The 25933-nt window shown below is 66.3% G+C and carries 15 protein-coding genes; 9 read left to right on the top strand and 6 right to left on the bottom strand.

Translation table 11 applies throughout. The features are described 5' to 3' along the window. Nucleotides 1–10: 10 nt before the first annotated feature. From KF715_00110 to KF715_00135, 6 genes are read left to right on the top strand one after another with little or no spacing between them, the layout of a single operon-like run. The gene (locus KF715_00110) at nt 11–1624 is read left to right on the top strand and encodes a DUF5060 domain-containing protein (protein MBX3735063.1); all 1614 of its coding nucleotides are present in this window, start codon (nt 11–13) and stop codon (nt 1622–1624) included. Next, complete coding sequence (locus KF715_00115; GenBank protein MBX3735064.1) at nt 1621–2625, top strand: glycoside hydrolase family 43 protein; 1005 nt, start codon at nt 1621–1623, stop codon at nt 2623–2625. The genes KF715_00110 and KF715_00115 overlap by 4 nt, the downstream gene beginning before the upstream one ends. 5 nt (nt 2626–2630) lie before the next feature. Beyond that, the gene (locus KF715_00120) at nt 2631–3956 is read left to right on the top strand and encodes an MFS transporter (GenBank protein ID MBX3735065.1); all 1326 of its coding nucleotides are present in this window, start codon (nt 2631–2633) and stop codon (nt 3954–3956) included. Nucleotides 3957–3965: 9 nt separating this feature from the next. Next, on the top strand, nt 3966–5006 hold the full coding sequence (locus tag KF715_00125; protein MBX3735066.1) for an exo-alpha-sialidase: 1041 nt from the start codon (nt 3966–3968) through the stop codon (nt 5004–5006). Continuing rightward, nucleotides 5003–7741: a family 78 glycoside hydrolase catalytic domain gene (locus tag KF715_00130; GenBank protein MBX3735067.1), complete on the top strand. Its 2739-nt coding sequence runs from the start codon at nt 5003–5005 to the stop codon at nt 7739–7741. Before KF715_00125 ends, KF715_00130 begins: the two co-directional genes overlap by 4 nt. Continuing rightward, complete coding sequence (locus tag KF715_00135; protein MBX3735068.1) at nt 7735–8952, top strand: acetylxylan esterase; 1218 nt, start codon at nt 7735–7737, stop codon at nt 8950–8952. The genes KF715_00130 and KF715_00135 overlap by 7 nt, the downstream gene beginning before the upstream one ends. Here the strand turns inward: KF715_00135 and KF715_00140 are convergent, their stop codons facing one another. The 6 genes from KF715_00140 to KF715_00165 form a co-directional block, all read right to left on the bottom strand. Continuing rightward, on the bottom strand, nt 8953–11286 hold the full coding sequence (locus tag KF715_00140; protein MBX3735069.1) for a glycoside hydrolase family 95 protein: 2334 nt from the start codon (nt 11284–11286) through the stop codon (nt 8953–8955). A 111-nt stretch (nt 11287–11397) separates the two neighbouring features. Continuing rightward, complete coding sequence (locus KF715_00145) at nt 11398–13215, bottom strand: hypothetical protein (protein ID MBX3735070.1); 1818 nt, start codon at nt 13213–13215, stop codon at nt 11398–11400. A gap of 23 nt (nt 13216–13238) precedes the next feature. Beyond that, complete coding sequence (locus KF715_00150; protein ID MBX3735071.1) at nt 13239–13886, bottom strand: DUF3826 domain-containing protein; 648 nt, start codon at nt 13884–13886, stop codon at nt 13239–13241. 118 nt (nt 13887–14004) lie between these two features. Continuing rightward, complete coding sequence (locus tag KF715_00155; protein MBX3735072.1) at nt 14005–17433, bottom strand: TonB-dependent receptor; 3429 nt, start codon at nt 17431–17433, stop codon at nt 14005–14007. 230 nt (nt 17434–17663) lie between these two features. Further along, a complete protein-coding gene (locus tag KF715_00160; GenBank protein ID MBX3735073.1) occupies nt 17664–20054 on the bottom strand; it encodes a prolyl oligopeptidase family serine peptidase in 2391 nt (796 codons plus the stop codon). Then, nucleotides 20051–21325: a hypothetical protein gene (locus tag KF715_00165; GenBank protein MBX3735074.1), complete on the bottom strand. Its 1275-nt coding sequence runs from the start codon at nt 21323–21325 to the stop codon at nt 20051–20053. The genes KF715_00160 and KF715_00165 overlap by 4 nt, the downstream gene beginning before the upstream one ends. Before the next feature lie 200 nt (nt 21326–21525). Here KF715_00165 and KF715_00170 point away from each other — a divergent pair, with 200 nt between their 5' ends. The 3 genes from KF715_00170 (at nt 21526) to KF715_00180 (ending at nt 25932) form a co-directional block, all read left to right on the top strand. After that, nucleotides 21526–22329 carry a helix-turn-helix domain-containing protein gene (locus KF715_00170; GenBank protein MBX3735075.1) on the top strand — a complete coding sequence of 268 codons (804 nt, stop codon included), beginning with the start codon at nt 21526–21528 and terminating at the stop codon, nt 22327–22329. Continuing rightward, entirely contained in the window at nt 22326–24203 is a 1878-nt protein-coding gene (locus tag KF715_00175) for a right-handed parallel beta-helix repeat-containing protein (GenBank protein ID MBX3735076.1), read from the top strand. Before KF715_00170 ends, KF715_00175 begins: the two co-directional genes overlap by 4 nt. Nucleotides 24204–24507: 304 nt before the next feature. Further along, the gene (locus KF715_00180) at nt 24508–25932 is read left to right on the top strand and encodes an L-fucose/L-arabinose isomerase family protein (protein ID MBX3735077.1); all 1425 of its coding nucleotides are present in this window, start codon (nt 24508–24510) and stop codon (nt 25930–25932) included. Nucleotide 25933 lies beyond the last annotated feature (1 nt).

Consider the following 25933-nt stretch of genomic DNA (forward strand, 5'->3'; position numbering starts at 1 on the left):
CCATTTCCCCATGAAACTGACTCGTTCGTTCGCTCTAGCGTTCGCCCTTCTGCTGGCTGTCGCGCGGCCCTCGTTTGCGGCTGCGCCCGCCACCGTCGAGAAATGGGGTGTGTTCGAGCTCGAGCTGAAAGGCCCCGATGAGGCAAATCCCTTCGTCGATGTGCGCGTCAGCGCGGTGTTCACGAACGGCGCGACGACGCTCGAAGTGCCTGGCTTCTACGACGGCGACGGCGTCTACAAGGTGCGCTTCATGCCGGGCGCGGTTGGCGAGTGGCGCTACGAAACGAAGAGCAATCGCTGGCCGCTGACCGGCAAGCTCGGCGTGTTCACCGCGACGGCGCCGGCGAAGGGCAACCATGGCCCGGTGCGCGTGGTCCACACGTTCCATTTCGCCTACGCGGACGGGACGCCGTTCAAGCAGATCGGCACCACGATCTACAACTGGACCGACACGCCCGAGGCGGTGCAGGAAGAAACGCTGCGCACGCTGGCGGCCGCGCCGTTCAACAAGGCCCGCATGCTGCTCACGCCGCAGCCGAATCCGTTTCAGGGCAAGTTCGCGCCGCCGCGCTGGCCGTTCGCCGGCACGCCGCCGCACGGCTGGGACTACGCGCGGTTCAACCCGGACTATTTCCGCCACTTCGAAATGCGGATCGCGCAGCTGCGCGACCTCGGCGTGGAGGCGGACGTGATTCTCTTCAACCCGTATGGCAAATGGGGCTTCGAGACGATGGACGCCGCCGCGGACGAGCGCTTCGTGCGCTACGTCGTCGCGCGCTTCGGCGCGTTCCGCAACGTCTGGTGGTCGCTCGCGAACGAATACGATTTCCTCCGCACGAAGACCGAAGCGGATTGGGATCGCCTCGGTGCGCTCGTCCAGGCCTGCGATCCCTACGGCCATCTCCGCTCGATCCACAACGGCGCCGCGCTCTACGACAACAACAAGGCCTGGGTCACGCACGCTTCCATCCAGAACGGCGCGGCCGTCGAGGAGCCCGGTCGGGCCGAGATGTATCGCGGCGTGTGGCGCAAGCCGGTCGTCTACGATGAGGTGAAATACGAGGGGCGCAGCCCGTATCGCTGGGGACAGCTCAGCGGCGAGGAAATGGTGCACCGTTTCTGGTGCGGCACGGTCGCGGGGACTTACGTCGGGCACGGCGATTACTTCCTCGAGAACGAGGACACGTGGACATCCTTCGGCGGTGTGTTGAAGGGCCAAAGCGCGCCGCGGTTGGCGTTCCTGCGGAAGATTCTCGAGGAAGGCCCGGCGCAGGGCATTGACCCGATCGACAAGTGGCAGGATCCGAACACCGGCGGCGTGCCCGCGACGTATTACCTCACTTACTTTGGCCGCGCGCAGCCGACCGAGTGGGAGTTCAAGCTCTACAAGAACGGCGTCGCCGACGGCCAGCGTTACGTCGTGGAAGTCATCGACACGTGGGCGATGACGATCACGCCGGTGCCGGGCGAGTTCGTGACCCGGAAGCTGGACAATTACCACTTCGTCGACGCGCAAGGCCGCAAGGTGCCGTTGCCCGGCAAACCCGGCATGGCCGTGCGCGTCCGCCGCATCGGAGCGGACGGCCAGCCCGTGAAACTCGAACTCTTGCTCGAAGGATCATGAGCCGCCGCAGCGTTGGCATTTGCCCCGCGTGGGTCGTTTTGATCGTCGCGCTTTTCGCGCCGCTGCGCGCGGCCGAGCCGGCGTTGCCCGCGACATGCTACCTGTTCGCGTATTTCTACCACGACAAGGAGACCGAGGGCTTCCGGCTCGCGTGGAGCCGCGACGGCTTCGCCTTCGAGATGCTGAACGGCGGCAAGCCGCTCCTCACGCCGACCGCCGGTGCCGGCGAGAAGAAACTGATGCGCGATCCGTGTCTCTATCGCGGTCCGGACGGCACGTGGCACCTCGTGTGGACGACCGGCTGGACCGGACGCGACATCGGCTACACGTCGTCGAAGGATCTCGTGCATTGGTCCGAGCAGAAAACTCTGCCGGTGATGGCGCACGAGCCGCGGGCGCAGAATTGCTGGGCGCCCGAGATCGTCTGGGACGATGCCCGCCAGCGCTACCTGATCTTCTGGTCGACGACGATCCTCGGAAAATTCCGCGAGACAGAGCTCTCGAACACGAAGCCCGAGCGCAATCACCGCATCTACGCGACGACGACGAAGGACTTCATGACGTTCGAGCCGACGCGCCTGCTCTACGACGGCGGTTTCAACGTCATCGACGCGAACCTGCTGCGCGACGACGACGGGCACTGGCTGATGTTCGTGAAGAACGAGACCGTGCAGCCGAAAACCGAGAAGAACATCCGGATGATCCGCGGCGAGACCGCCGAGGGCCCGTGGAGCGAGGCGTCGCCGGCGTTGACCGGCAATTATTGGGCCGAGGGCCCGACCGCGATCAAGGTGGGCGGCGAGTATCGCGTCTATTTCGACAAGCACCGGCTCGACGCCATTGGCCTGGTGCGGTCGCGCGATTTGCAGCATTGGGAGGATGTGAGCGAGCGCATCCGGATGCCCGCGCATGCGCGCCACGGCTGCATCGTGGCGGTCACGCGCGCCGAGATGGAGCAGCTGCTCACGGCCTGGCCCGCAGCGCAGCCGCCGCAGCCCTGACGTCCATGCCCGCGCACCGAAACTACAAGTGGGCGGTCGTGGGCATGCTGTGGTTCGTCTGCTTTTTCAACTACGCGGACCGGCAGGCGATCTTCTCGGTTTTCCCGCGCCTGAAAGCCGAGTTCGGCTTCGACGCGGTGCAACTCGGGATCATCGGCTCGGCGTTCGCGTGGGTCTACGCGGCCGGCGCGCCGCTGGCCGGACTCATCGCCGACCGCATGTCGCGCAAGATGCTCATCCTCGGCGGCTGCGTCTTCTGGAGCGGCGTGACGGTCTTCACGGGTGCGTGCACGCAATTCTGGCAATTCGTCACCGTGCGCGCGCTCGAAGGGTTCGGTGAAACCTTTTATTTTCCGGCGACGATGTCGCTGGTCAGCGACTACCACGATCGCACCACGCGGTCGCGCGCGATGTCGCTGCACCAGTCGAGCGTCTATGCCGGCACGATCGGCGGCAGCTGGCTCGGCGCGTGGTTCGCCGAGGAGATGGGCTGGCGCGTCGGTTTTTATTTCTTCGGAGCGGCTGGCGTCGCGCTCGCGCTCGTGCTCTGGCGTTTCCTGCGCGAACCGGCGCGCGGCGAGGCCGACGTCTCCGCGGCGACCCCGGGCGGTTGTCACTTAATAAGTGACAAATCCGCAGGGCCCGCGACGGAGGTGCCGCCGGCACCGATGGGCGTGCGCGAGACGCTGGCGGGGATTTTCCGCAAGCCGACCGCGGTGCTGCTGATGCTGGCGTTCCTCGGCGCGAATCTCGTCGCGACGGTCTTCCTCACTTGGACGCCGACGTTTCTCACGGAGAAATTTCACTTCCGTCTCACGACGGCGGGTCTGTCGGGGTCGGTGTTCATTCACCTCGCCAGCGCGTTGAGCGTGCCGGTCGGAGGCTGGCTGGCCGACAAGCTCGCGCGACGTTTCGCCGGCGGCCGCATTCTCGTGCAGGCGATCGGTCTGGTTGTCGGCGCGGGTTTCGTGGCGCTCGTGGGATTGACCACGGACGTGCGCACGCTGCTCGTGGCGATGACGATCTTCGGCCTCTGCAAGGGACTCTACGATGCGAACATCTTTGCCGCGCTCTACGACGTGGTCGAGCCGCGCGCGCGCGCGACCGCGGCGGGCATCATGAATACCGTGGGCTGGGGCGGCGGTGCGCTTGGACCGATCGCGGTGGGCCTCGCGACGAAATACGGCCGCCATGCCCGCGACATCGACAACATGAGCGAAGCGATCGCGTTCGGCGGCGTGGTCTACGTTGTGAGCGCGGCGTTGCTCCTCGCGGCAGTGTTTGTCTTCGCGCGGCGCGATGTGCCGACGACACCAGCCACGGCGGTCTGATTTTCATCTATGCGTCACCTCGTTCTATGGTTTGCACTCAGCTTCGCAGCGCTCTCGGCGACGCCAGCAGGTGCGCTCGTCAAAGCGGAATTCATCTTCGAAAAGGCGCCGTATCCGTCGTGTCACGCGTCGACGATTGCGGAGGTCGCGCCGGGGCAGCTGGTCGCTGCATGGTTTGGCGGCACCAAGGAGCGTGCGCCGGACGTCGGCATCTGGGTGGCGCGCTGCGTCGAGGGTCACTGGACCGAAGCGGTCGAAGTGGCGAACGGTGTGCAGGCCGACGGCAAACGCGAGCCGACGTGGAATCCCGTGCTCTTTGCGCCGAAGAACGCGCCGCTGTTTCTCTTCTACAAAGTCGGCCCGTCGCCGGCGAAATGGTGGGGCATGGTCACGACTTCGGGCGATGGCGGCAAAACGTGGAGCAAACCGGCGCGCCTGCCTGACGGCATCCTCGGTCCGATTAAAAACAAACCGGTCGAGCTCGCCGATGGCGCTTGGCTCTCGCCCTCGAGCACCGAGGGCAACAAGGAAGGCTGGCTGCTGCACTTCGAGATCTCGCGCGATCGCGGCGCCACGTGGACGCGCACTGCGCCCGTCCCGCAAGGCCCGCATTTCGATGCGATCCAGCCGAGCGTGCTCTTCCACACCGACGGACGCTTGCAGGCGATCGCGCGCACGCGCCAGGGCGTGAACGCGCAGACTTGGTCCAAGGACGGCGGCAAGACCTGGTCCGCGCTCACGGCGATCGATTTGCCGAACCCGAACTCCGGCACCGACGCCGTCACGCTCGCGGACGGGCGACAGTTGCTCGTCTACAATCACAGCGGCCATCGCGCGGAGGAGGCGAAGGGCGACCGGTGGCCGCTCGATGTGGCGATCTCGAAGGACGGCGTGCATTGGGAGCGAGTGCTGACGCTAGAGACAGAGCCGAACAAGGCCGGCTACGCTTATCCGGCGGTCATTCAGACGCGGGATGGACTCGTCCACATCACTTACACTTGGGACCGCGCGCGCATCAAACACATGGTGCTCGATCCGAAAAAACTATGAAGCTGCTCGCTGCGTTGTCCTGGTTCTGGGCGGTCACCGCTGCCTCGGCGGCGTTGCAGGTCGTGAACTTGAAGTGCGAGAGCACCGTCGATCCGCTGGGCGTCGACGCCGCGACTCCGCGTTTGAGCTGGCAGGTGCGCGACGACGATGCCGCGGCTCGCGGCTCGCGCCAAACCGCTTGGCAGGTGCTCGTCGCCACGTCGCCCGCGCAACTTGAGGCGGAGCGCGGCGATCTGTGGGACAGCGGCCGGGTGACATCGGAGGAGACGACATGGATTGCCTACGCGGGGCGGGCGCTCACGAGTTCACAGCGCGTGTTCTGGAAGGTCCGTGCCTGGGATGCGGCGGGGAAACCGACGCCGTGGAGCGCTCCGGCGCAGTGGACGATGGGCGTGTTGCGATCGGAGGACTGGCGGGCGCGGTGGATCGAAGCGGCCCCGAGCGCCGAAGGTGCGCTGTTCCGGCGCGAGTTCGCGGTCAAGCCCGGGCTGACGCGCGCCGTGCTGCATGTCACCGGTTTGGGGCAATACGAGGCGTTCCTCAATGGCGCGAAGGTCGGTGCCGATCTGCTCGCCCCCGGCTGGACCGATTACCGCGATACCGTTCTCTACAACACCCACGATGTCACGGCACAGCTCGCCGCCGGAGCGAACGCCATCGGTCTCGCGCTCGGACGCGGCATGTATTACGTCGAGCGCAAGGACAACCGCTTCGCGAAATTCACGAGCAACTACGGCGAACTCCGCGCCATCGCGCAGCTGCGGCTCGAGTATGCGGACGGCACCGTGGAGTTCGTCGGCACGGACGACGACTGGCGCACGCATCCGGGGCCGATCACATGGTCGAGCGCCTACGGCGGCGAGGATTACGATGCGCGGCGACTGCCGGAGAATTGGAGTCGCGCTGGCGCGAAGGCCGACGGTTGGTCGCCGGTGAAGCGGGCGACGGCACCGCTCGGCGCGCTGCGCGGTCTCTCGTTTGCCAATGAGCCGCTGCGCGCGCAGGAAACACGCGACCCGGTCAGCGTGCGTCCGCTCGCGGATGGCGCGGTGCTGTTCGATTTCGGTCAGAACACGTCGTTCATGCCGCGGCTCACGGTGAGCGGCCCGGCGGGGGTCACGGTGCGCCTCGTGCCGGGCGAAGTCGTGAAAGCGGATGGCAGCATCGAGCGCGGCACGATGGGCGGCGCGCATCGCGGCAGCGCGTGGTGGCAATACACGAAGGCCACCGATGGCGCGGAGACCTGGTTCCCGCAATTCTACTATGTCGGCTCGCGCTACCTCCGCGCGGAGCTGATTCCGGCGGCGAGTGGCGGCGTCGCGCCGAAGATCGACCGGCTGCAAATGGTGATCGTGCGCGCGGCGGCCGCCGCGGCGGGAGAGTTTGCCACCTCGAATCCGTTGCTGAATCGCATTCGTGGTCTGGTGCGGTGGGCGCAGGCGTCGAACCTCGTGTCGATCCTGACGGACTGCCCGCATCGCGAGAAACTCGGCTGGATCGAGCAATTCCATCTCAACGGTCCCGCGATTCGCCATGAGTTCGATGTGACGCGCACTTACGCGAAGGCGATGCGCGACATGGCCGAGGCGCAGCTGCCCGACGGACTCGTGCCGAACATCGCGCCCGAATACGTCGAGTTCAAAGGCGCTTTCCGCAACGCGGCGGAGTGGGGCGCGGCGTTCCTCCTCGTGCCGTGGCAGCAGCGCGACTTCACCGGCGACGACTCGCTCCTGCGCGACAATTATCCGGCGATGCAGCGCTACTTCGCCTTCCTCGAGTCGCGCGCGGAGCACGACATCCTGAGTGACGGACTCGGCGACTGGTATGACTACGAACTGAACAGCGGCAAGCGCGCGAACCTCACGCCGGCACCGATCACGGCCACGGCGTTCCTCTTCGAGGACGCGCGCTCTCTCGCCCGGACGGCGGCGCTGCTCGGCCAATCCGACGCCGCCGCGCACTACGCGAAGCGCGCCGAGGAAATCCGTCGCGCCTACATCGCCAAATTCCGCCGCGCCGACGGCCTCTACGGCACGGCATCGCAGGCGTCGCTGTGCATTCCGCTCGCGCTGGGCCTCGTCGAGGAGCGCGACCGTCCGGCGGTGCTCGCGGCCTTGATCCAGGATGTCGAGGCCAAGGGTTATGCGACCGCGGGCGACATCGGTTTTCGTTACCTGCTGCTCGCGCTCGCGCAGGCCGGGCGCGACGATGTGATCTATCGGCTGATCAATCAGGACGAGAAGCCGGGCTACGGTTATCAGCTGAAGCTCGGGGCCACCGCACTCACCGAATCGTGGCACGCCTCGCTCGGCGCCTCGCACAATCATTTCATGCTCGGGCAAATCACCGAGTGGTTCTACCAGCGCGTGGCAGGCATCGCGCCCGATCCGGAGCGGCCCGGCTTCGCGCACGCGATCATTCGGCCGCAGCCGGTCGGCGATCTCACTTGGGCCGAGGCGACGCAACGGACGCTGCGCGGCGATTTTCGGGTGCGTTGGGAGCGCGAGGCGATCGCTGCCGGGCCAGCGACGTCGGCGGGGAAATTCAGGTTGCACGTGGTTGTGCCGGCAAACGCGACGGCAACGATCCATCTGCCGACGCGCGAAGCGAGCGCTGTGCGTGAGAGCGGCGTGCCGCTTGCACAGGCGGTCGGGGTAAAATTCGTTCGCACCGAGGGCGACCGTGCCGTTATCGAGGTGGTGTCAGGCGTCTACTCCTTCGAAGCCCCATGGTGAAGTCTCTGGTCTTGCTGTTCGCATCCGCCGCCGCGGCGTCGGCGGCGGTGAATTGGCTGCCGTCGTCTGTGCCGTCTGCGCCAGCGAACGGCCCGGCGTTGTGCGTGCGCGATTTTTTGACGCCCGAGCAGGGCGATGCGGTGTTGCGCGCGGCGGCGAAGGAATTCGACACGCGGGCGTCCTGGGCCGCCTATGCGGACGTGATGCGGCGGAAAATCCAGGAAGGCGCGGGCCTCGCGCCGTGGCCGCGCCGCACGCCGTTGAACGCGATGGTGAGCGAGCCGCGGGCGCACGACGGCTACACGGTGCAGAACGTGATGTTCGAGCCCGTGCCGGGGGTGTTTGTCGGCGGCAATCTCTACCGGCCGCTGCGGGCGGCGAAGCTCGCACCGGCGGTGCTGACCACGCACGGCCACACACCCGGAGTGAACGCGCCCGAGGATTGGGCGCGGCACGGAAGGTTTACCGAGAGCGTGCAGCGCCGCAGCGCGACACTGGCGCGCTGCGGCGCCGTCGTGCTCTCGCTCGACATGTTCGGCTATGGCGACTCGCTCATCGCTTTCGGCCCCGAGGCGCATCGGCGGCCGTTTTCGCTCACGATGCAGCTGTGGACGGCGCTGCGCGCGGTGGATTTTCTGGCGTCGCTGCCCGGCGTGGATGCGAAGCGCATCGCGGTGACCGGCGAATCCGGCGGCGGCGCGCAGGCGTTCCTGCTCGCGGCGCTCGAGCCGCGGATCGCGGTCAGCGTGCCGGTCGTGATGGTGTCGGGGTATTTCTTCGGCGGTTGTCCGTGCGAGAGTGGGCTGCCGATCCATCGCAGCCCGGAGCATTTCGCGAGCAATGCGATGATCGCCGCGCTCGCCGCCCCGCGGCCGCAGCTGGTGGTCTCGGACGGCAAGGACTGGACGCAGTTCACGCCGGAGAGCGAGTTTCCCTTTCTGCAGCACGTCTACGGTCTCTTCGATGCGCCGACAAAGGTGGCCAACGTCCACCTGGCGGGCGAGGGGCACGATTACGGTCCGGCGAAGCGGGCGGCGATGTATCGTTTCCTCGCGCAGCAGTTCGGTTTGAAGACGGATTTCGACGAGTCGCACGTCGCGCTGGAGTCGCCCGATGCGCTCCGGGTTTTCAAGAGCGCCGACGAGTTGCCGGTCAGCGCGTGGCGCACGGCCGAAGCGGCTGAGGCCGCACTGCGGGCGCTGCAACGCTGATCAGCGCAACTGGGCGTCGAGCGAGCGCTCGGCGTCGGCGGGCAAGGTGAGTTGCAGCGTGGACGAGCCGGAGCGAACCAGCGCCGGGCGGCCGAGGTGCGAACGGATGACGGCGTGGGTAAGTGCGCCGTCGCGCCAGGCGAGATCGACGGTGAAGCCGTCGCGGGCGCGGAGGCCCTTAATGCTGCCCGTCGGCCACGATTTCGGGAGCGCGGGGAGCAGGTCGAGGATGACGGTGCCGTCGGCGGTGCGTTGATGGCTTTGGAGGAGCATTTCGACGATGCCGGCCGTGGCGCCGAAGTTGCCGTCGATCTGGAACGGGCCGCAAAGGTCGAAGAGATTCGGGAGCGTGCGTTTCGTGAGCAGCAGCGAGAGCTGGCGGTAGGCCATGTTGCCGTCGCCGACGCGCGCCCAGAGCGGAATGCGCCACGCGTAGCTCCAGCCGGTGCTGCCGTCGCCGCGCCATCCGAGGAGCTTTTTCGCGGCGGCGTAGACAGGCGCGTTGGCGGGAGTGAAAGCGTCGCCGGGATACAGCGCCCAGAGGGGCGACATGTGGCGGTGGACGTTGTTGGGCACGTCGACGTCGTCGAGCCACTCCTGGAGCTGGCCGTGCTGGCCGATGAGGTCGGGCGGGAGCTGTTGCAGTTTTGCGTCGAGCTCGGCGGCGAAGTCGGCGTCGCGTCCGAGCGTGCGCGCGGCGTCGCGCGTGGTGCGCCAGAGGGCGCGGATGAGCTGCGTGTCCATCGCGGGACCGATCGTCATCGTGCCTTGCTCGGGGGAAAATGACGGCGAGGTGACGAGCCAGCCGTGCTTCGGTTCGCGGATGAGGCTGTCGACGAAGAAGAGGGATGCTTCCTTCATCGCCGGGTAGGCGCGTTGCGCGAGGAAGTCGCGGTCTCCGGTGAAAAGGTAGCGCTCCCAGAGATGCCAGCAGAGCCAGGCGCCGCCAGTGGGCCAGATGCCGTCGATGTTGTTGATCGGGGCGGTGCCGCGCCAGAGGTCGAAGTTGTGGTGCAGCACCCAGCCGCGTGCGCCGTAGAGCTTTTGCGCGGTGCGCGCGCCGCTGATGCGCAGGTCGTCGATGGCGGCGAAGAAGGGCTCGTGGCATTCGCCGAGGCCGGTGGTCTCCGCGAGCCAGTAGTTCATCTCGAAATTGATGTTCGTGGTGTATTTCGATTCCCACGGTGGGTTGAGGAGCTCGTTCCAGACGCCTTGGAGGTTGGCGGGCTGCGAACCGGGGCGGCTGCTGGCGATGAGCAAGTAGCGGCCGTAGGCGAATTCGAGCGCGGCGAGCGCGGGGTCGGCGTCGATGTTGCCGGCGACTTTGGCGCGGCGGAGGCGTTCGTCGGTTGGAAGATCAGCGGCGGGCGTGGAGCCGAGATCGAGCGCGACGCGACGAAAGAGTTTCTGGTGATCGGCGATGTGGCGCGAGAGGAGCTGCGCGTAGGAATGCGGCGCAAGTTTCGCGAGGTAATCAGCGCAGCGCGCGATGGGATCGCCGCTGATGTCCTGCCAAGAGACGAAGCTCGTCGCGGCAACGAGGCGGAGCGTGGCGGTGGTGGCGCCGGTAAGAGTGAGGGTGTTTTCGGCGACGGCCAGCGTGCCGCCCTCGTGATCGACAGTGACGAGCGCCTCGAAACGGAGGCCGTCGGGTTGGACGCGGCCAGTGAGCGTGAGTCCGTTTGAACCGGCGAGCGGTTCGGTCGCGGCGTCCTTGTGCGGCGAATCGAGTTTTAGCGTGAAGGTGAGCGCGCCGGGTCGGTCGGCTTCGAGGCGGACGATGATCACGTTGTCCGGGTAACTCGCGAAGACGGTGCGGGTGAAGGTCACGCCGTCGACGTTGTAGCGCGTGGAGGCGAGGGCGGTATCGAGTTCGAGCGAGCGGCGATAGTTGCTCGCGGCGGCGTGGCCGGGGAAGTGCAGGCGAAGGTCGCCGAACGGTTGGTAGGCTTTCTGGCGGACGGGATCGCTGAGGACTTGGGCGCGCGCGAGCGTCTCGGCGGCTTTCACGTCGCCGGCGGCGAGGAGGCGGCGGACTTCCGGGAGGGCTGTGCCGGAGCCGGCGCGAACGTAGTCGTGCGGTTTTCCGAGCCAGAGCGTGTCTTCGTTGAACTGGATGCGCTCGTCGGCGGTGCCGCCGAAAACCATGGCGCCGAGGCGACCGTTGCCGATCGGGAGCGCCTCTTCCCATTTGGCGGCGGGATGGCTGAACCAGAGTTGAGTGCCTAGAGCTGAGGGCTGGGAGCCTGAAGGCGAAGTCGGCGCGGGCGTTGCCGCGGTGACCGAAGACGTGGCGGCGAGGAGGAGTGTGGCGGCGAGCGTCGAAAGGCGCATGTGGCGGGGGAGCGGATGAAGGTTATCGGGAAAACCCGCGCCTGGAGGTCGTGGGCCACCGGGCAAAAAGGAAAAGGGCCGTTCGACGAACGGCCCGATGGAATTGCGGAGTTATTTCTGCGCGAGCGGGTCGACGTTGTTTTTTAGGTCGGTCCAGTCGGTCTTCGGCGCGCGCGGGTCGAGGCCGTAGATGAATTTCTCGATGTTGGTGTAGCCGTCGCCGTTGGCGTCCTTGAGCGCGTCCGACGCGTCGTGCGGATTGAGGCCGTGCGCGGTTTCCCACGCGTCGGGCATGCCGTCGCCGTCGCTGTCGACGTAGGGGGTGCCTTGGTAGTCGGGATAGCCGCCGACTTCGCTCGGGTTGGTCACGAATCCGGCGGCGACGTAACGGGGGAGCTCGTCGGTGAATTTCTGCTGGTAGCCGTAGAATTTGGCGAGTTTCGGTGTCTCGGGCGAGATGGTGCGCGGCGGGATTTTGCCGGTGCGGACTTGTTCGAGCACGCGGGCGTCGACGGCGTCGCGCGTGGGCAGGTAGGCGCCGGCGTGAGCGACGACGTAGGCGAAGGCTTCCTGCGCGGAGGTGAGCGGGAATTGCGCGTGCGCGAACGGTTCGTTGACGCGAATGGCTTTGAGCGCGTCGGCTTCGGTCTCGACGTAGAACTTCAGGGAGTCGACGTGGGCCTGGGTTTTCGCGGCGAACTCGTCGCGCTTCGCGCCGTCTTTCGGAGCTGCGGCCATCAACTCGCGGAATTTGCGCTCGCGGCTGACGACGTCGGGCTGCACGCCGCCGTCCCAGTTGTCTTTCGTCACGCGCGCGTTGCCCTCGACGACGTTGCCGGCGACGTAGGCTTTGCCGAAGTGATTCACGGCAGTGCGGCTGCGCTCGGACTCGGGTTTGAGGATGCGGTAGGCGACGTCGTCGTCCGGCGTGCCGGGGCCGGGTTTGAAGTAGTTGTTGATGATGTTGTAGAGGCTGGCGTGGTCGCCGCCGTCGATGGTGCGGTGGCGCCAGTTGAAGAGGACGTTGTTGGCGAAGGTGAAGTCGCCATACATGCCGACGCTCGGGTTGCGGCCGGTGTTGCAGGCCCAGAGGTTGTGGTGGAACGTGCTGTTGAGTCCACCGATGGTGGAGCCGAAGGCGTGGTGATAGGTGCTGAGCGACTCGGACGAGATGCTATTCTGGATCGTGATGTTCACCGTGGGGAGCTTGAGCTCCTTGCCGCCGCCGGGCGGCTGATACATGTGGCGATACATCGAGAGGTTCTCGTCGAGGCTCCACGAGGTGGAGACGTGATCGATCATGATGTTGCCGACCGGATTGCCGCCGAGGGAATCGTCGCGGTCGGCCGGGTCGGTCTCGCCGCGGCGGAAACGCAGGTGGCGGACGATGACGTCGTGGGTTTCGATTTCGACGGTGTTGCCGGCGATGCAGACGCCGTCGCCCGGCGCGGTGTTGCCGACGAGCGTGACGTAGGGGGCGCGGATGCGGAGATGGTCTTTCAGATGAATGATGCCGGCGACGTTGAAGACGATGATGCGCGGGCCGGCGGTCTCGAGCGCCTCGCGCAGCGTGCCGGGGCCGGAGTCGGCGAGCGAGGTGACGACGATGACTTTGCCGCCGCGGCCGCCGAAGGAATACATGCCGCCGCCCCACGCGCCGGGGAACGCGGGAATCTTCGCCTGTGGCAGATCGGCGGGCTTGGCGGCGCCGGGCAGGTAGGGTTTCCCTTTTGCCGCCCAGGCTTCGATCTCGGGCAGCTGGCGGGCGAAAATCTCGTCGGAGCGCCGGTCGGCGGCCTGCTTTTGTTTTTCGGCGGCGGCTTTGAGATCGGCGGGAACTTGCGGGTAGCCTTGGGCGAGAGCGACGGTCGCGATGAATCCGAGCGCGAGCGCGGCGACGGTGCGGCGCGTAAGATGATGGAGCTTCATGGGAGCGATGAAAACGGGGCGGATTACTTGGCCGCGGGCGCGGCGGGGTGGGTGAGATTTTTTTCGGCTTCCTTCATGTTGTAGCCGGCTTTCGCGAGGTAATTGTTGATGCGGCCCTTGTATTTGCCGAACCAAGCGTGCTTCTCCTCGGAGGTGCTGCCGTCCATGGCGTGCTCGCGCGCTTCGGTGAGCCAGGCGAGGATATGGGCCTTCTGCTCGGCGGTGAGATCGGGCAGCATCTGTTGGTAGACGCGGAACGTGAGCGGGAGCACGCCGTAGGTCATGCCGTCTTTCACGGCGTCGATCTGCACGGGCGTGAGTTCGGCGGCGAGAGCGGCGAGGTATTGGGCGTGGAGCGTGGACAGGCGCGCGTCGGTTTGTGCGAGGACTTCGGCGCGGCGCTTTTCGGCGGCGGCCTTGTTGTCGGCGGACTCCTTCGCGGTTTTGAGGCCGGTGTCGCGCAGCTGGTGAATCCCGCGGAGCTGCTCGTATTGGCGGGCAACGAGGTCGCGCACGCGGACGGCCTGCGCGGAGTCGGCGAGGTGCAGTGCGGCGACGATTTTTTCGGCGCGTTGCACGAGTTCCGCGGGCGGAGGAGGCGGCGTGTCGCCGGCGCGGGCGAGAGCGAGGATGGCGGCGAAAGCGAGCGGGCGGAGGACGCGGGCGAACATGTGCGGAGAAGACGCGAGCGAGCGGTGGAACGCTACGGTATGACGATGGTATTCGAGAAAAAAGGCCCGGTCCGCGAGAGACCGGGCCGATTGCAAACAAACTAACCCCCAAGCAAAATTACCAGGAGCCGCTGACGCCGAAGGTCCAGGTGACGCCGAAGCGGCGCAGGTCGGAGAGGTTGGCGTAGCCGGCGAGCTGGCCGTTATCGTCGCGCCAGATTTGCTCGCGCTCGCCGTTGAAGATGTCGCGGCCGCTGAGGAACAGGCTGTAGTGCTTGCTCAAGAGGTAGCTGACATTGAGATCGACGCGAGTCTCGGCGGGCTGGATTTTGCGGATGATGACGGGCGTGCCGTTGACGTTGACAGTGATTCGCGTGGAGGCGTCTTCGTTGTCGTTCCGGTAGGCAGCGCGCATTTGGACGGTGAGTTTGTCGCCGGCGTATTGGAGGCCGGCGCCACCGAAGCGGTTGGCGCGGAGCGTGACGGTCTTCACGGAGGGAGTGAAGACCGTCGTGGTGCCGTTGGGATTGGTGATCGAGACGGGTTGCGCCGCGGCGGGAGCGGGGAAGTCGGTCATCGAGTAGCTGGCGAAGCCGGAGAAGCGGCGGCCCCAGTGACCGAACACGCCGAGGTCCTGGCGAATTTCGAATTCCCAGCCGGAGGTCTTCTGCACGGTGTCGGCGTTGGTTGAGGTGACGATGCGCCAGTCCTCGTATTCAGCTGGATCGAGACCCATGGCGGTGATGACGGCGTTGAAAGCGGGCGTGCCCGAGTAGGTCGTGAGCGTCATCGCCTGGTTGGTGATCGACTTGGTGTAATAGGAGACGGTGAATTTGCCGCCATTATCGTTGTAGTAGGAGGCTTCGAAGTCCCAGTTCTTGGAGGTTTCGGGCTTGAGGGCGGGATTGGCGATCGAGATCTGGCCTTTCGCACCGTTGTTCGACGTCTGTTCGGTGGGCGTGTATTCGGTGAAGCTGAACTGGTTGTTGCCGGAGATGACGCCGACGTTGCCGTCCTCGAGATTCTGGAGCTTGAAGGAGCGGGAGAAGGCGGCCTTCAGGTTGATCTTCTTGGTGAGCTGATAGACGGTGTTGAAGCTGTAGGAGGGATCGCCGGTGATGTGCTGGTCGACTTCCCGGAGCGGGATGAGCTGGAGGCGCTTGGCGTTGATGTCGCTGGCGACTGCGCCGTAGGGCGTGGTCGGGAAAGCGATGCCGGCGGCGGTGAGGGCGTTGCGCAGCGTGGTGCCGGCGGCGGTGCTGGCGAAGAGATCGCTCGAGGCGCTGTTGGTCGTCACGCCGGCCGGATGGGCAGCATCATAGTAGAGCGTGCCGTCGTTGTTCTTCACGAAATTCCACTTGTTGTCGGTGAAGGGGGCCTTGCCGACGCGGGACTTGGATTCCTGACGCATGCCGCCGACGAAGCTGAGGCGGCCGTCGAAGAAGCGGCCCGAGATCATGCCATACCAGGCGTCGGTGCTCTCCTTGAGGTCCTTCTGCTGATTGACGTAGCTGGCGTAGTTGTTGACCGCGGTGTTGGTGGATTCGTTTTCGGTGGGAGCGTAGAAAATGTTCTGCGCCTGGTTCAGCTGATAGAGCTTGTAGGTCGACGCCCATTGCTGCGGCGCCAGGCCGAAGCCGGGGCTTTGATTGAGGTAGTCGGTGTCGAGAATGTCGGCGACCGTGAAGCTCGCGCCGGGCTTCAGAATCTGCGCGTAGCCGGTGCCGCGGCCGGACTTTCTGTTGGTTTCCTCGTCGTGGCGATAGCCCGTCTGGACGGTGAGGCTGTTCGAACCGAGGAAGTGCAGGAAGTCGAGCGGGCGGGAAACGTCGATCTTCCAGAGACCGATGTCGCGCTCATTGTGGGCTTCGCCGGATTGCGCCTTGGCGCCGGAGGTGCCGGACCAGTTGGCGAGTTGCGTGTAGTCGACCGGCAGATTCGTGGTGCGCGTGTAGGCGAGGACTTGGTTCGGAATGCCGCGGTCGAGGCCGTAGAGCGCGACGCGACCGGGATTCAGGTTGAGGTCGAGACCGGAGAAGTGGCCGTTCTTTTCGTCCTCGTAGTCGGCCTTGGACGTGGAGTAGCTGCCGGCCGCGTTGATCTGGAAGCCCCAGAAATTAGCGTCGTATTGCAGCTGGCCGCTGAGGGTGTTGCCCACGCGGTCGCGGGTGGTGACGGTGCTGGCGATGGTGCTGTTGGCAGTGGTGCCGACGACCTTGGTGGCGTCCCAATCCGCGCCGGTGGCGGCGATGGTGGGGCGGAAGTCGAGGCGGCGTTGCGCTTCGCGGCCGTCGTAGGAGCTGTATTGGACGTTCGCCTTGACCGTCTGGTTGGGCGTGGGGCGCCAATCGACGCGGAAGTTGCCCGAGCGTTTCTCGGTGATCATGGGCGTGTCGGTAATCTGGTAGCGCGTGAGGACGGGATTCGCGAGGGACGACGCCTGGCCGGCCGCGTTGACGAAGGCGCCGGTTTGGTAGTTCGCCGCTTGGTTGTTGTTCCACAGCGGCTGGGCGCGCCAGCTGTCGGTAAACTCCTGATTCCACGCGGCGCTGAAAGAGACGCCGAACGTTTTGCTGAAAGGGTAGGCGGCGGTGCCGTCGAAGCCGGGCGTCGTCTTGTAGGTGGCCTTGTTCACCGGGCCGGGCGTCTTCTTGAAGACGCTCGTCTGCATGTCATTCCAGTTGAAAAAGAGGCGGCCGCTGTAGGTAGGCTTCGCGTATTCGAACGAGTTGCGCGTGATCAGGTTGATCTGACCGCCGACGGAGTTCATCGGCATGTCGGGCGTGGCGACCTTGATGAGTTCGACGCGCTCGGCGTTGTTGATCGAGAGCTGGTCGAGGCCGACCTGGCGGGTGAGGCTGCCCGGGAGAGTGGCGGTGACTGGCAGGCCGTCGATGAGGATGGTAGTGTCTTCGGGACCGAAACCGCGAACGGAGACGCCTTGCGCCGCGCTGTCGGCGAAGCCGCCGGCGCCGCCGCTCGGGGTGCCGTAGTCGAGCTGGATGCCGGGGAGGAATTTCACGAACTCGCCGACGTTGCCGCTCGGGATGTAGCCGAACTGGTCGGTGGAGACGACGTTCTTGATGTTGATCGAATTCTTCTCCTCGGCCGTGGCCACGGCGCGCGCATTGCGGTAGCGCTCGGCGTTGACGGTGTAGGGACTGAGTTCGACGGCGCCGTTCTTGTTCGTCTGGGGTTGGCCCTCCACGGCGTTCTCGCGGAAAACGAAATCGCGGCGCGTGACGTCGCCGGCGGCGACGTTGACGGTCGCGACGATGTCGGGCTCGCCGACGTAGCTGGCGCGCACCTGGACTTCGCCGGCGGGCACGCCGGTGAACTCGTAGTCGCCGTAGGAATTGGAGATCGCCTGTTTGCCGCCGCTGACACGGAGCACGACGTTCTCGAGCGTGCGGCCGTTGGTGGCGTTGGTGACGTTACCGCGGATCGTGCCGGTGGCGGGAGTTTGGGCCGTGGCGGAGACGGTGATCAGCGTGGTGGCGAAGGCCAGCGCGAGGACGCGGGAGAAGCGGACGCAAAGAGACAACATCGCTCCGGCCCGGGTGGGTGGTATACAGCGCATCGGTGTGCAGGGTTTGAGGGGTGGATAACCCGCGAGGAGGTGGCTCGCGGTCGATTGGGTATGGGGGTTATACCATGAGCGGATACCCGATTCTCCCGACACTCGGACGAAATTTGCCTAGTTCCTAAGCCCGAGATGAGAATTCCGGAAATACAAATCCGCAAATCGCGGCGCGCGGCCGCGGCAGGGCGCGCGGTTTATTTGGCGGACTCCTTCACTTCGCGAACGTCGCCGGGCTTCACGTTGTAACTGTAGACGTGGAGGTTGAGGAACTCCTCGACCTTGGCGAACGAGCCGGCGCGCGCGCGCGGGAGTCCGCGGGCGTAGTCGGTCGGCAAATCCCCGAAAGTGACATCGGTATTTTTTTCGGCGGCGGCGGCGAAGGCGCGGGCGGCGAGATATTGTCCGCGGCGCAATTCGCCTTCGCGACCCGGGAATGAGAGCACGAGGATCGGCTTCCTAATTTTCTCCGGGTGGCTCCGGAGCGGCGCGGCGGCGAGGCGCGCCTCGTCGCCGAACGCACTACGGACCAGTTGCGGGTAGGCCGCGCCCTCGGTCCAGTATTGCTCGCGAATCCATCCGGCGAGGTCGATCGGCGCGTCGAGGGCGACGGCGCAACGGAAGCGCTCCGGATGATCCTGCAGCGCGCGCAAGGCGATGAACCCGCCGTGCCCGCGGCCAAAGAGCGCGACGCGCTTCGGGTTCACCTGAAAACGTTTTTCCAACTCGTCGATGGTCGTGACGATGTCGTCGACCTGCACGAGATCGTAGCCGGCGCGAAGGGCATCGCGGTGTTTCACGCCGAGTCCCCACGCGCCGCGGCCGTTGAATTGCACGACGGCGAAACCCATGTCGGTGAGGGCCTGGATCTCCGTGCGGAAATTCGAACTGACATGCTGCCACGGGACGTCGGGGCAGACGATGACCATGGGGAAAGGCTTGATGCGCGCGCTGGTCGGCACGGTGATGAGGCCGGTGATCGGCGTGCCGTCGGTGCGCTCGTAGCGCCACGGAATCGTGGCGAAGGTGTGTTGCGCATCGAGCCACGGCGCCCGGCGCGCGAATTGCGAGAGCTGGCTGCGTTCGCGGTCGAAGACGTAGAACGCACCCGCGTCGGCGGGGCTTTGCGTCGCGACGATGAAGCGCCGGCCGGCCGCGTCCCAGTCGAGGATGTCGACGGCGTGGCCGGGGAATTTTTTCTCCAGCGTGGCCTGCACGTCGCGCCACTCGGGCTTGAGCCACGCGGCCGTGCGCATCGCGGCGTCGTAGCGGATGCCGGCGAATTCCAAGGTGTGCGGATCGAAGACGAGCGTGTCGGGCGGGAACGCGTCGGTCGGCGCGCCGATGAGGTCGAAGTGCGGGCTCTCGAACGCGACGTTGGCCGGCTGGCCGGTGCTCAGATGGCGACCGTAGACGGCGAAGGTGTCGCGCCCGCGGTTGGAGGCGTAGAAGAGGATGTCGCCGCTCGAGTCGAAGCCGAGCGGCAGTTCGCGTTCGCCGAAATAGTTCTGCGGGGAGATCGCGAACTCGCCGAAACCGAGGACGGTGGCGAGCGGCCGGCCGGCGCTTTCCGCTTTTGCGCCGAGATAGTCGTAGCGGAACGGAAACCGCGTGAGCATCGAGTTCGGGATCGTGAGCCGCATGAAACCCTGTTGATCGAGCAGGAAGTCCTGATCGGCGCGGACGCGATCGCTGTTCACGCCGGTCAGCTTGCCGGTCGTGGTGTCGACGGAGAAAAGCTGGAGCGAACGCGATTCGCCGACGCCCGTGGCGAGCAGATGCACGGCGGCCGGGTGCAGCGGATCGCGGCGCAACGTGCGCAGCGAGCGCGGCTCCTTGCCCGGACGTTCGGTGAGTGTCGAGGCGGCGGCCTCCGGGGTCGAGGCGAGCTCGGGGTTGGCCGCGACGTTGAGGTCGTTGCCGAATTTGCCGCCGGAGGTGTCGGTGGCGGCGGGACGGTCGGGCGTGTTCACGCGCTGCTCGAACGAGGTGTCGTTGCGCTGCACGGTGAATCGGTCGACAAGCGTCGATTGGGGGATCTCGAGCTGGCTCTCGGCTAAATCGCGCGGGCCGACGAGCTGGCCGGCGTTGCGGCCGTCGAAGTCGATTCCGAAAAGGGTGCCCGATGCGCTGATCCAGCGGGGCGGAAATCCGATCGCGGTGTCGGTGACGCGGTTGGTCTGGATGACCAGGCGCGTCGGCGTGGCCCACGACATCCAGAGGATGCGCGCAGGAGTGGGCTCGAACTGATGCGCGATTTGCGCCGGAGTCGACGTCGCGTCGTCGGCGACGAGGATCTTGGCGCGCGCGGCGTCGGGTTGATTCAAGTCGGCGGTGACGACGTAGAGCTTGCTTTCTTCGCGAATGGAAAAGGCGAGGTAGCGTCCGTCAGGGGAAATCGCGGCGTGTTCGGTGCGGAGCGGCTCGAAGTAGTCGTTGAAGCGGGCGGCGTCGGGCACGACCGGCGGCGGCAGCGCGGTCTCGGGCACGCGCGAGGAGTTCGTGATGCCGGTGGGGGCGAATTCCTGCGCGCGGACGAGTGCGAGCGTGGCGCAGAGCCAAAGCAGGGCGGCGAGCCGGAGTTTCATGGGGACGGGAGGCGAGCTGGAAGAGGAGACGGCGCAGGCGCGGGCGCGGCTGCTCCGAGCTGGGCGCGCAAGTAGGAGAGCAGGGGATTCAGCACTTCCGGCGCGAGCGGCACACGGTGACCGCGCGGCTCCGCTTCCGGATGATATTCGAACGGCGAGCCGAGTTCGCCGAGTCGCGCGCGCAGCACTTTCATCTGGTGCAGGGCATCGGGAGATTCGGTGGCGTTGATGCTGAGAAACAGCGGCACCGTCGGGCCGCGGAGAAAATCGAGCGCGCCATGCGCGCGCCAGACCTCATTGTGCGCCGTGCGCTCACCCCACGCAGCTACGTAGCGCGGAATCATCGCGTCGTGCGGGAGCAGATCGAGGTAGGTGAAGCGACCCGAGAGCACGACGGCGCCCTGCACGTCGCTGGAGACGGCGCGATGCTCGCCGAGCGAGTCGAATTCCGCGTGGCCGCGCGTCGTCGCGAGCAGCAGCGCCATGCCGCTGCCACGCGAGAAGCCGACCGGGACGATGCGACCGTCAAGCGGCAGCTCCGTGGCGACGGCGCGCAGCGTGCGCACGGCGGCTTTGATGCGTTGCGCGCACTCGGGCATGGCATCGAGTCCCTTGTAGGGCGCGGGCACGGGATGGTCGGCCATCGCAGCGGCGAAACCCTCGGTCGCCGCGCCCTCGAGCAGCGTGTCGGTGCAGAATTGCAGCGAGAAGTTGCCCATGCGGTCGGCGTTGTCGCAGGAGAATTCGAGAACCGTGCCGACCGGGCGCGCGGGCTTCGCCGGGTAAAGGATGTCCATCGCGAGCACGCGTGCGCCGTCGCGGGCGAACGGCACCTCGCGCGCCAGTCGGTAGCCGGCGGGCACGATGAAGATGTGCGCGGGATCGAGTTTCATGTCGGCGAGAAAAGCGCGCCGGTGAATCGCGGCGCGGAGCTCGGTAAAATCGCGGTTGAGCCACGGCCAGCGCGCGCGGGCATTTTTCGCGTAGTCGAAGATCGCCACCCGATAGCCGGTGCGGTCGAAATCGGCGAGGATGGCCTCGTCGCTCTCGGTGCCGATGCGCGGCGCGGCGAGGTTCTTCAGGTAGATGATCAGCGGAGCCGGTGCGGTCGTGACGTGGGTGGGGTCGCGCAGCTCGACCGGCACATCCGTGCCGGTGGCGGTGCTTTTCCACGCGAGCGGCGCGGCAAGTGCGGTCGCGGCGAACCAGACAATGCTCACGCCGAGCAGCGCAGCGCGCGCTGCTCGCAGCGGCCGAGTGGCAGGATTCAACGATGGCACGGAAATTTTTCGGCCCGGAGGACTGTGGGGGTTGACCTGAAAATATTCTTATCCAATTTCCCGGTTCGCTGCTATCGGTTTTCCCGCTGTTTTTGTCGCGTTCCTAAGACTTGCCCTACGTCTCCTTCGATCCCGATCGTCCCGACTTCACGCCGTATGGATTTTCCTGCGTGCACTGGACGCCTTCGCCCATGCGGCGGCCGGATCACCACAATGAGATCGAGCTGAACCTGCTCACCAAGGGTCACGTCAGCTACCTGCTCGGCGGGCGCAAGGTGCAGCTCGAGGCCGGTTCGCTCAACGTCTTCTGGGCCGCGATCCCGCACCAAATCGTCGATTTCGCGAAGGAGACCTCGTATTTCGTCGCGACGATACCGCTCGCGTGGTTCCTGCAGTGCAAGCTGACCGATCGTTTCGTGCAGCCGTTGCTGCGCGGCGAGGTGCTCACCGAAAAACTCGGCCCGCGAGAACGGCACGACCACGACCTCTTTGCGCAGTGGGAGCAGGATCTCCAGCAACCCGACGACGATGTGCGCCACGTCGTCATGCTCGAGATGGAGGCGCGCTTGCGGCGCATGATCGGAGCGCTGCCGCTGGCCGTCGGCGCGGCCGGCCCGAAAGCCAAGGCGCGCGCCACCAGCCTGCAAGGCGGCGAACTCAACAAGGTCGAGCAAATCGCCTGCGTCATCGCCCAGCGCTACACCGAGCAGCTCACCGTGACCGAGATCGGCCGCAGCGTCGGCCTGCATCCGAATTACGCGATGGGTCTCTTCAAGAAGGCGTTTGGGACGACGCTGCTCGATTACCTCATGCACCATCGCATCTCGCACGCGCAGCGCCTGCTCGCCACGACCGACGACAAGATCGTCGAGGTCGCGTTCGCGTCGGGCTTCAACTCGATCAGCCGCTTCAACGAGACCTTCCGCCGCGCCTGCGGCTGCACGCCGCGCGAGTATCGTCTGCAGCACGCCATGCACGAGGGAACCAAGAAATGAAAGCGGCGTGCCTCGCCGCCCTCGCGCTGGTCGGCGCGCTCGTCGCTGAGGCCGGCGAAATCTGGGTCGCGCCCGCGGGCGCGGATACGAACGCCGGCACGGCGGAAGCGCCGCTCGCCACCGTGTCCGCCGCGTTGCGCAAGGGCCGCGAATGGCGCCGGCTCAAGGACCCGGCCGCTGCGGACGGCGTGAGCGTCGTCCTGCGCGGTGGCACCTATTCGCTCTACGAGCCGATTCTTCTGCGTCCCGAAGACAGCGGCACGGCGACCGCGCCGACGCGGATCGTCGCGGCCCGGGACGAACGTCCGATCGTGAGCGGCGGCGTTCGCGTGGTGGACTGGCGGCCGGCCGACGAAACGCCTGCGGGGTTGCCCGCCGCCGCGCGTGGTCATGTGTGGGTGGCGCCGTTGCCGATGTTTAACGGACGCGCGCTCGAATTCCGGCAACTCTGGGTGACCGGGCGCAAAGCCATCCGCGCGCGCACGCCGAACGGCGACGCGATGGAGCGCCTGACCGGGTGGGACCGCACGGCGCGCCGTGCGGAATTCCCCGCGAGTCTCGCGCTGCCGGAAGATTTGCGCGGGGTGGAGATGATTCTGCTCCAAGCATGGGAGATCGCCGTGCTGCGGATAAAGTCGCGCGCCGTGGCCGGCGAGGTCGCGCGCGTGGAGTTTCACGATCCGGAGAGCCGCGTGGAATTTGAGCATCCGTGGCCGCAGCCGCCGATGCCGGGTAAAGACGGCAAGAACGCCGCGTTCTTCCTCGCCAACTCGATTGCCTATCTCGACGCGCCCGGCGAGTGGTTCGCCGACCTGCGCGCCGGCGTTGTCTATTATTGGCCACGCTCGGGCGAGGATCTTGCTCAGGCCGAGGTGATCGCGCCCGCGCTGGAGACGCTCGTCCGCGTCGCCGGCACGCTCGACCGTCCGGTCGAGCATGTGACGGTCGAGGGCGTCGAGTTCGCGCACACGACGTGGCTGCGTCCGTCGCTGCTCGGCCATGTGCCGTTGCAGGCGGGCTTGTTCATGACCGACGCGTATGCGCTGAAGCCGAAAGGCACGCCCGACTGGCGAAGCCTCGACAACCAGGCATGGCTCGGCCGCCCGCCGGCCGCGATCGAAGTGAGCGGCGCGCGCGACGTGCGTCTGGTCGATTGCACCGTGCGCCACGCGGCCGCGAATGGCATCGATCTGCAATCCGGCGTCCGCGACAGCGCCGTCGAGGGCTGTGTCGGGCGCGACATCGGCATCAACGGCGTGATGCTCGGCGCGTTTGCCGAGGGAGGATTCGAGGCGCATCTGCCCTACGCGCCGGCCGACGACCGCGCGGTGGTCTCCGGCATTCGCGTTGCGAACAACCTCATCGCCGATTGCGCCAACGAGGACTGGGGCGGGGTGGCGATCATCGCCGGCTTCGTGCGCGACACCGCGATCGAGCACAACGAGGTGCGCGACACATCCTACACGGGCATCAGCCTGGGCTTCGGCTGGACGCGCACGCCGAACGCGATGCGCAACAATCGCGTGCACGCCAACCTGCTGCGGCGCGTCGCCACGCGCACGGCCGACAACGCCGGCATCTACACGCTCTCGAACCAACCCGGCACGATCGTCAGCGAGAACGTCGTCGAGCCGATCGTCATGAGCCCCTTCGTGCACGATCCCGAGCACTGGTTCTATCTCTACACCGACGAGGGTTCGTCGTTCATCACCGTGCGCGACAACTGGTGTCCGGCCGAGCGCTTCCTCAAGAATGCCACCGGCCCGGGCAACGTCTGGTTGAACAACGGTCCGCAGGTCGGCACCGCGATCAAGGCCGCCGCCGGCCTCGAGCCGGTCTGGCGCGAGCGGCGCGCCGCCGAGCTCGCGCGCTGAGCCCCCCCCTCGCGTCGTCAGCGCGGCACACTGCCTGAAGACTCGTGGCGGCGCTTGCGCAACTCCCGCGATACGACCGCGCGTGAGGCTGGCCGGAGATGTTGCGCTGAAATCGGCGGTTCGCGGTCCAGATTGCCGCAATTTTCCGGCTTAGGATTCCGGCGAAATTCGGCGCAAAGGCGGAAGAAACCTCCCGGAAGTTACGATAGGCTTTTCCGGCGGTCCAGCGTGGCCGCGCGCACCCCTTTTTCTACTTCCTCAACAGCCCCATTCGGCGCGGCCCGGAACTGCGCCGGTCGTTCCCATGAAAAAAACTCCCGTGGCGCTCGGCGTCATCTTCGGCAACCGCGACTTCTTCCCCGACCGGCTCGTGCCGGACGCCCGCGCGGACATCACGAAGCTCTTCGGCGAACTTGGCCTCGAGGCCATCATGCTCGACGCGAATGCCACGAAGCTGGGCAGCGTCGAGACGCACAATGATGCGCGCAAATGCGCCGAACTCTTCCGCCAGCACCGCGACCGCCTCAGCGGCGTCCTCGTGTGCCTGCCGAATTTCGGCGATGAGAAGGGTGTGGCCGACACGCTGAAGCTCGCCGGGCTGAACGTGCCCGTGCTCGTGCAAGGTTACCCCGACGACCTCGACAAGCTCGACGTCGTGCGCCGCCGCGACTCGTGGTGCGGCAAGATTTCCGTCTGCAACAATCTCCGCCAGGCCGGCATCGCCTACACGCTCACGACGAAGCACGTCGTGCATCCGGGCGACGCATCGTTCCGTGCCGACCTTGAGAACTTTGTTGCTGTCTGCCGCGTCGTGCAGGGTCTCCGCCGCGTCCGCATCGGTGCCGTCGGGGCACGACCGGGCGCGTTCAACACTGTCCGCTACTCGGAGAAAATTCTCGAGCGTAACGGCATCTCCGTCACCACGGTCGACCTGTCCGAGATTCTCGGCGCCGCTGGCAAACTCGGTGACAAGGATGCAAAGCTCGTCGCCAAGATCGAAGAAATCCGCGCCTACGCGAATGCCACCGCCGTCCCGCCCGCGAAGCTCGCGCAGATGGCACGCCTCGGTGTCGTGCTCGACGATTTCGTCGCCGCCCACCACCTCGACGCGACCGCCATCCAGTGCTGGACCTCGCTGCAGGCCAACCACGGTTGCAACGTCTGCACGTCGATGAGCATGATGAGCGAGAGTCTCCTCCCCAGCGCGTGCGAGGTCGACGTCACCGGCGTGCTCACGATGTATGCGATGCAGCTCGCGTCGCAGTCGCCGAGCGCGCTCGTCGATTGGAACAACAACTACGGCACCGCGGACGACAAGTGCGTGCTCTTTCATTGCGGCAACTGGGCGAAATCGTTCCTGCCCGACGTCAAGATCCTCAACGCGCCCATCCTCGGCTCCACGCTCGGCGTCGAGAACACCTGGGGCGCGCTCGACGGCCGCACGCCGGCCGCGCCGCTCACCTACAGCCGCATCACGACGGACGACGTTGCCGGCAAGATCCGCACCTACGTCGGCGAAGGCGCGCTCACCAACGACGAACTGAAGACCTTCGGCAACCGCGCCGTCGCGCACGTGCCGCAGCTGCAAAAACTCATGCGCCACGTCTGCCGCGAGGGCTTCGAGCACCATGTCGTTATGAACGCCTCGCGCACCGCCGGCGTGCTCGCCGAGGCCTTCGAGCGCTATCTCGGCTGGGAAGTCTATCACCACGCCGCGCCGCAGGAGTGAC

It is taken from the genome of Candidatus Didemnitutus sp. (assembly GCA_019634575.1).
Lineage (GTDB): Bacteria > Verrucomicrobiota > Verrucomicrobiia > Opitutales > Opitutaceae > Didemnitutus.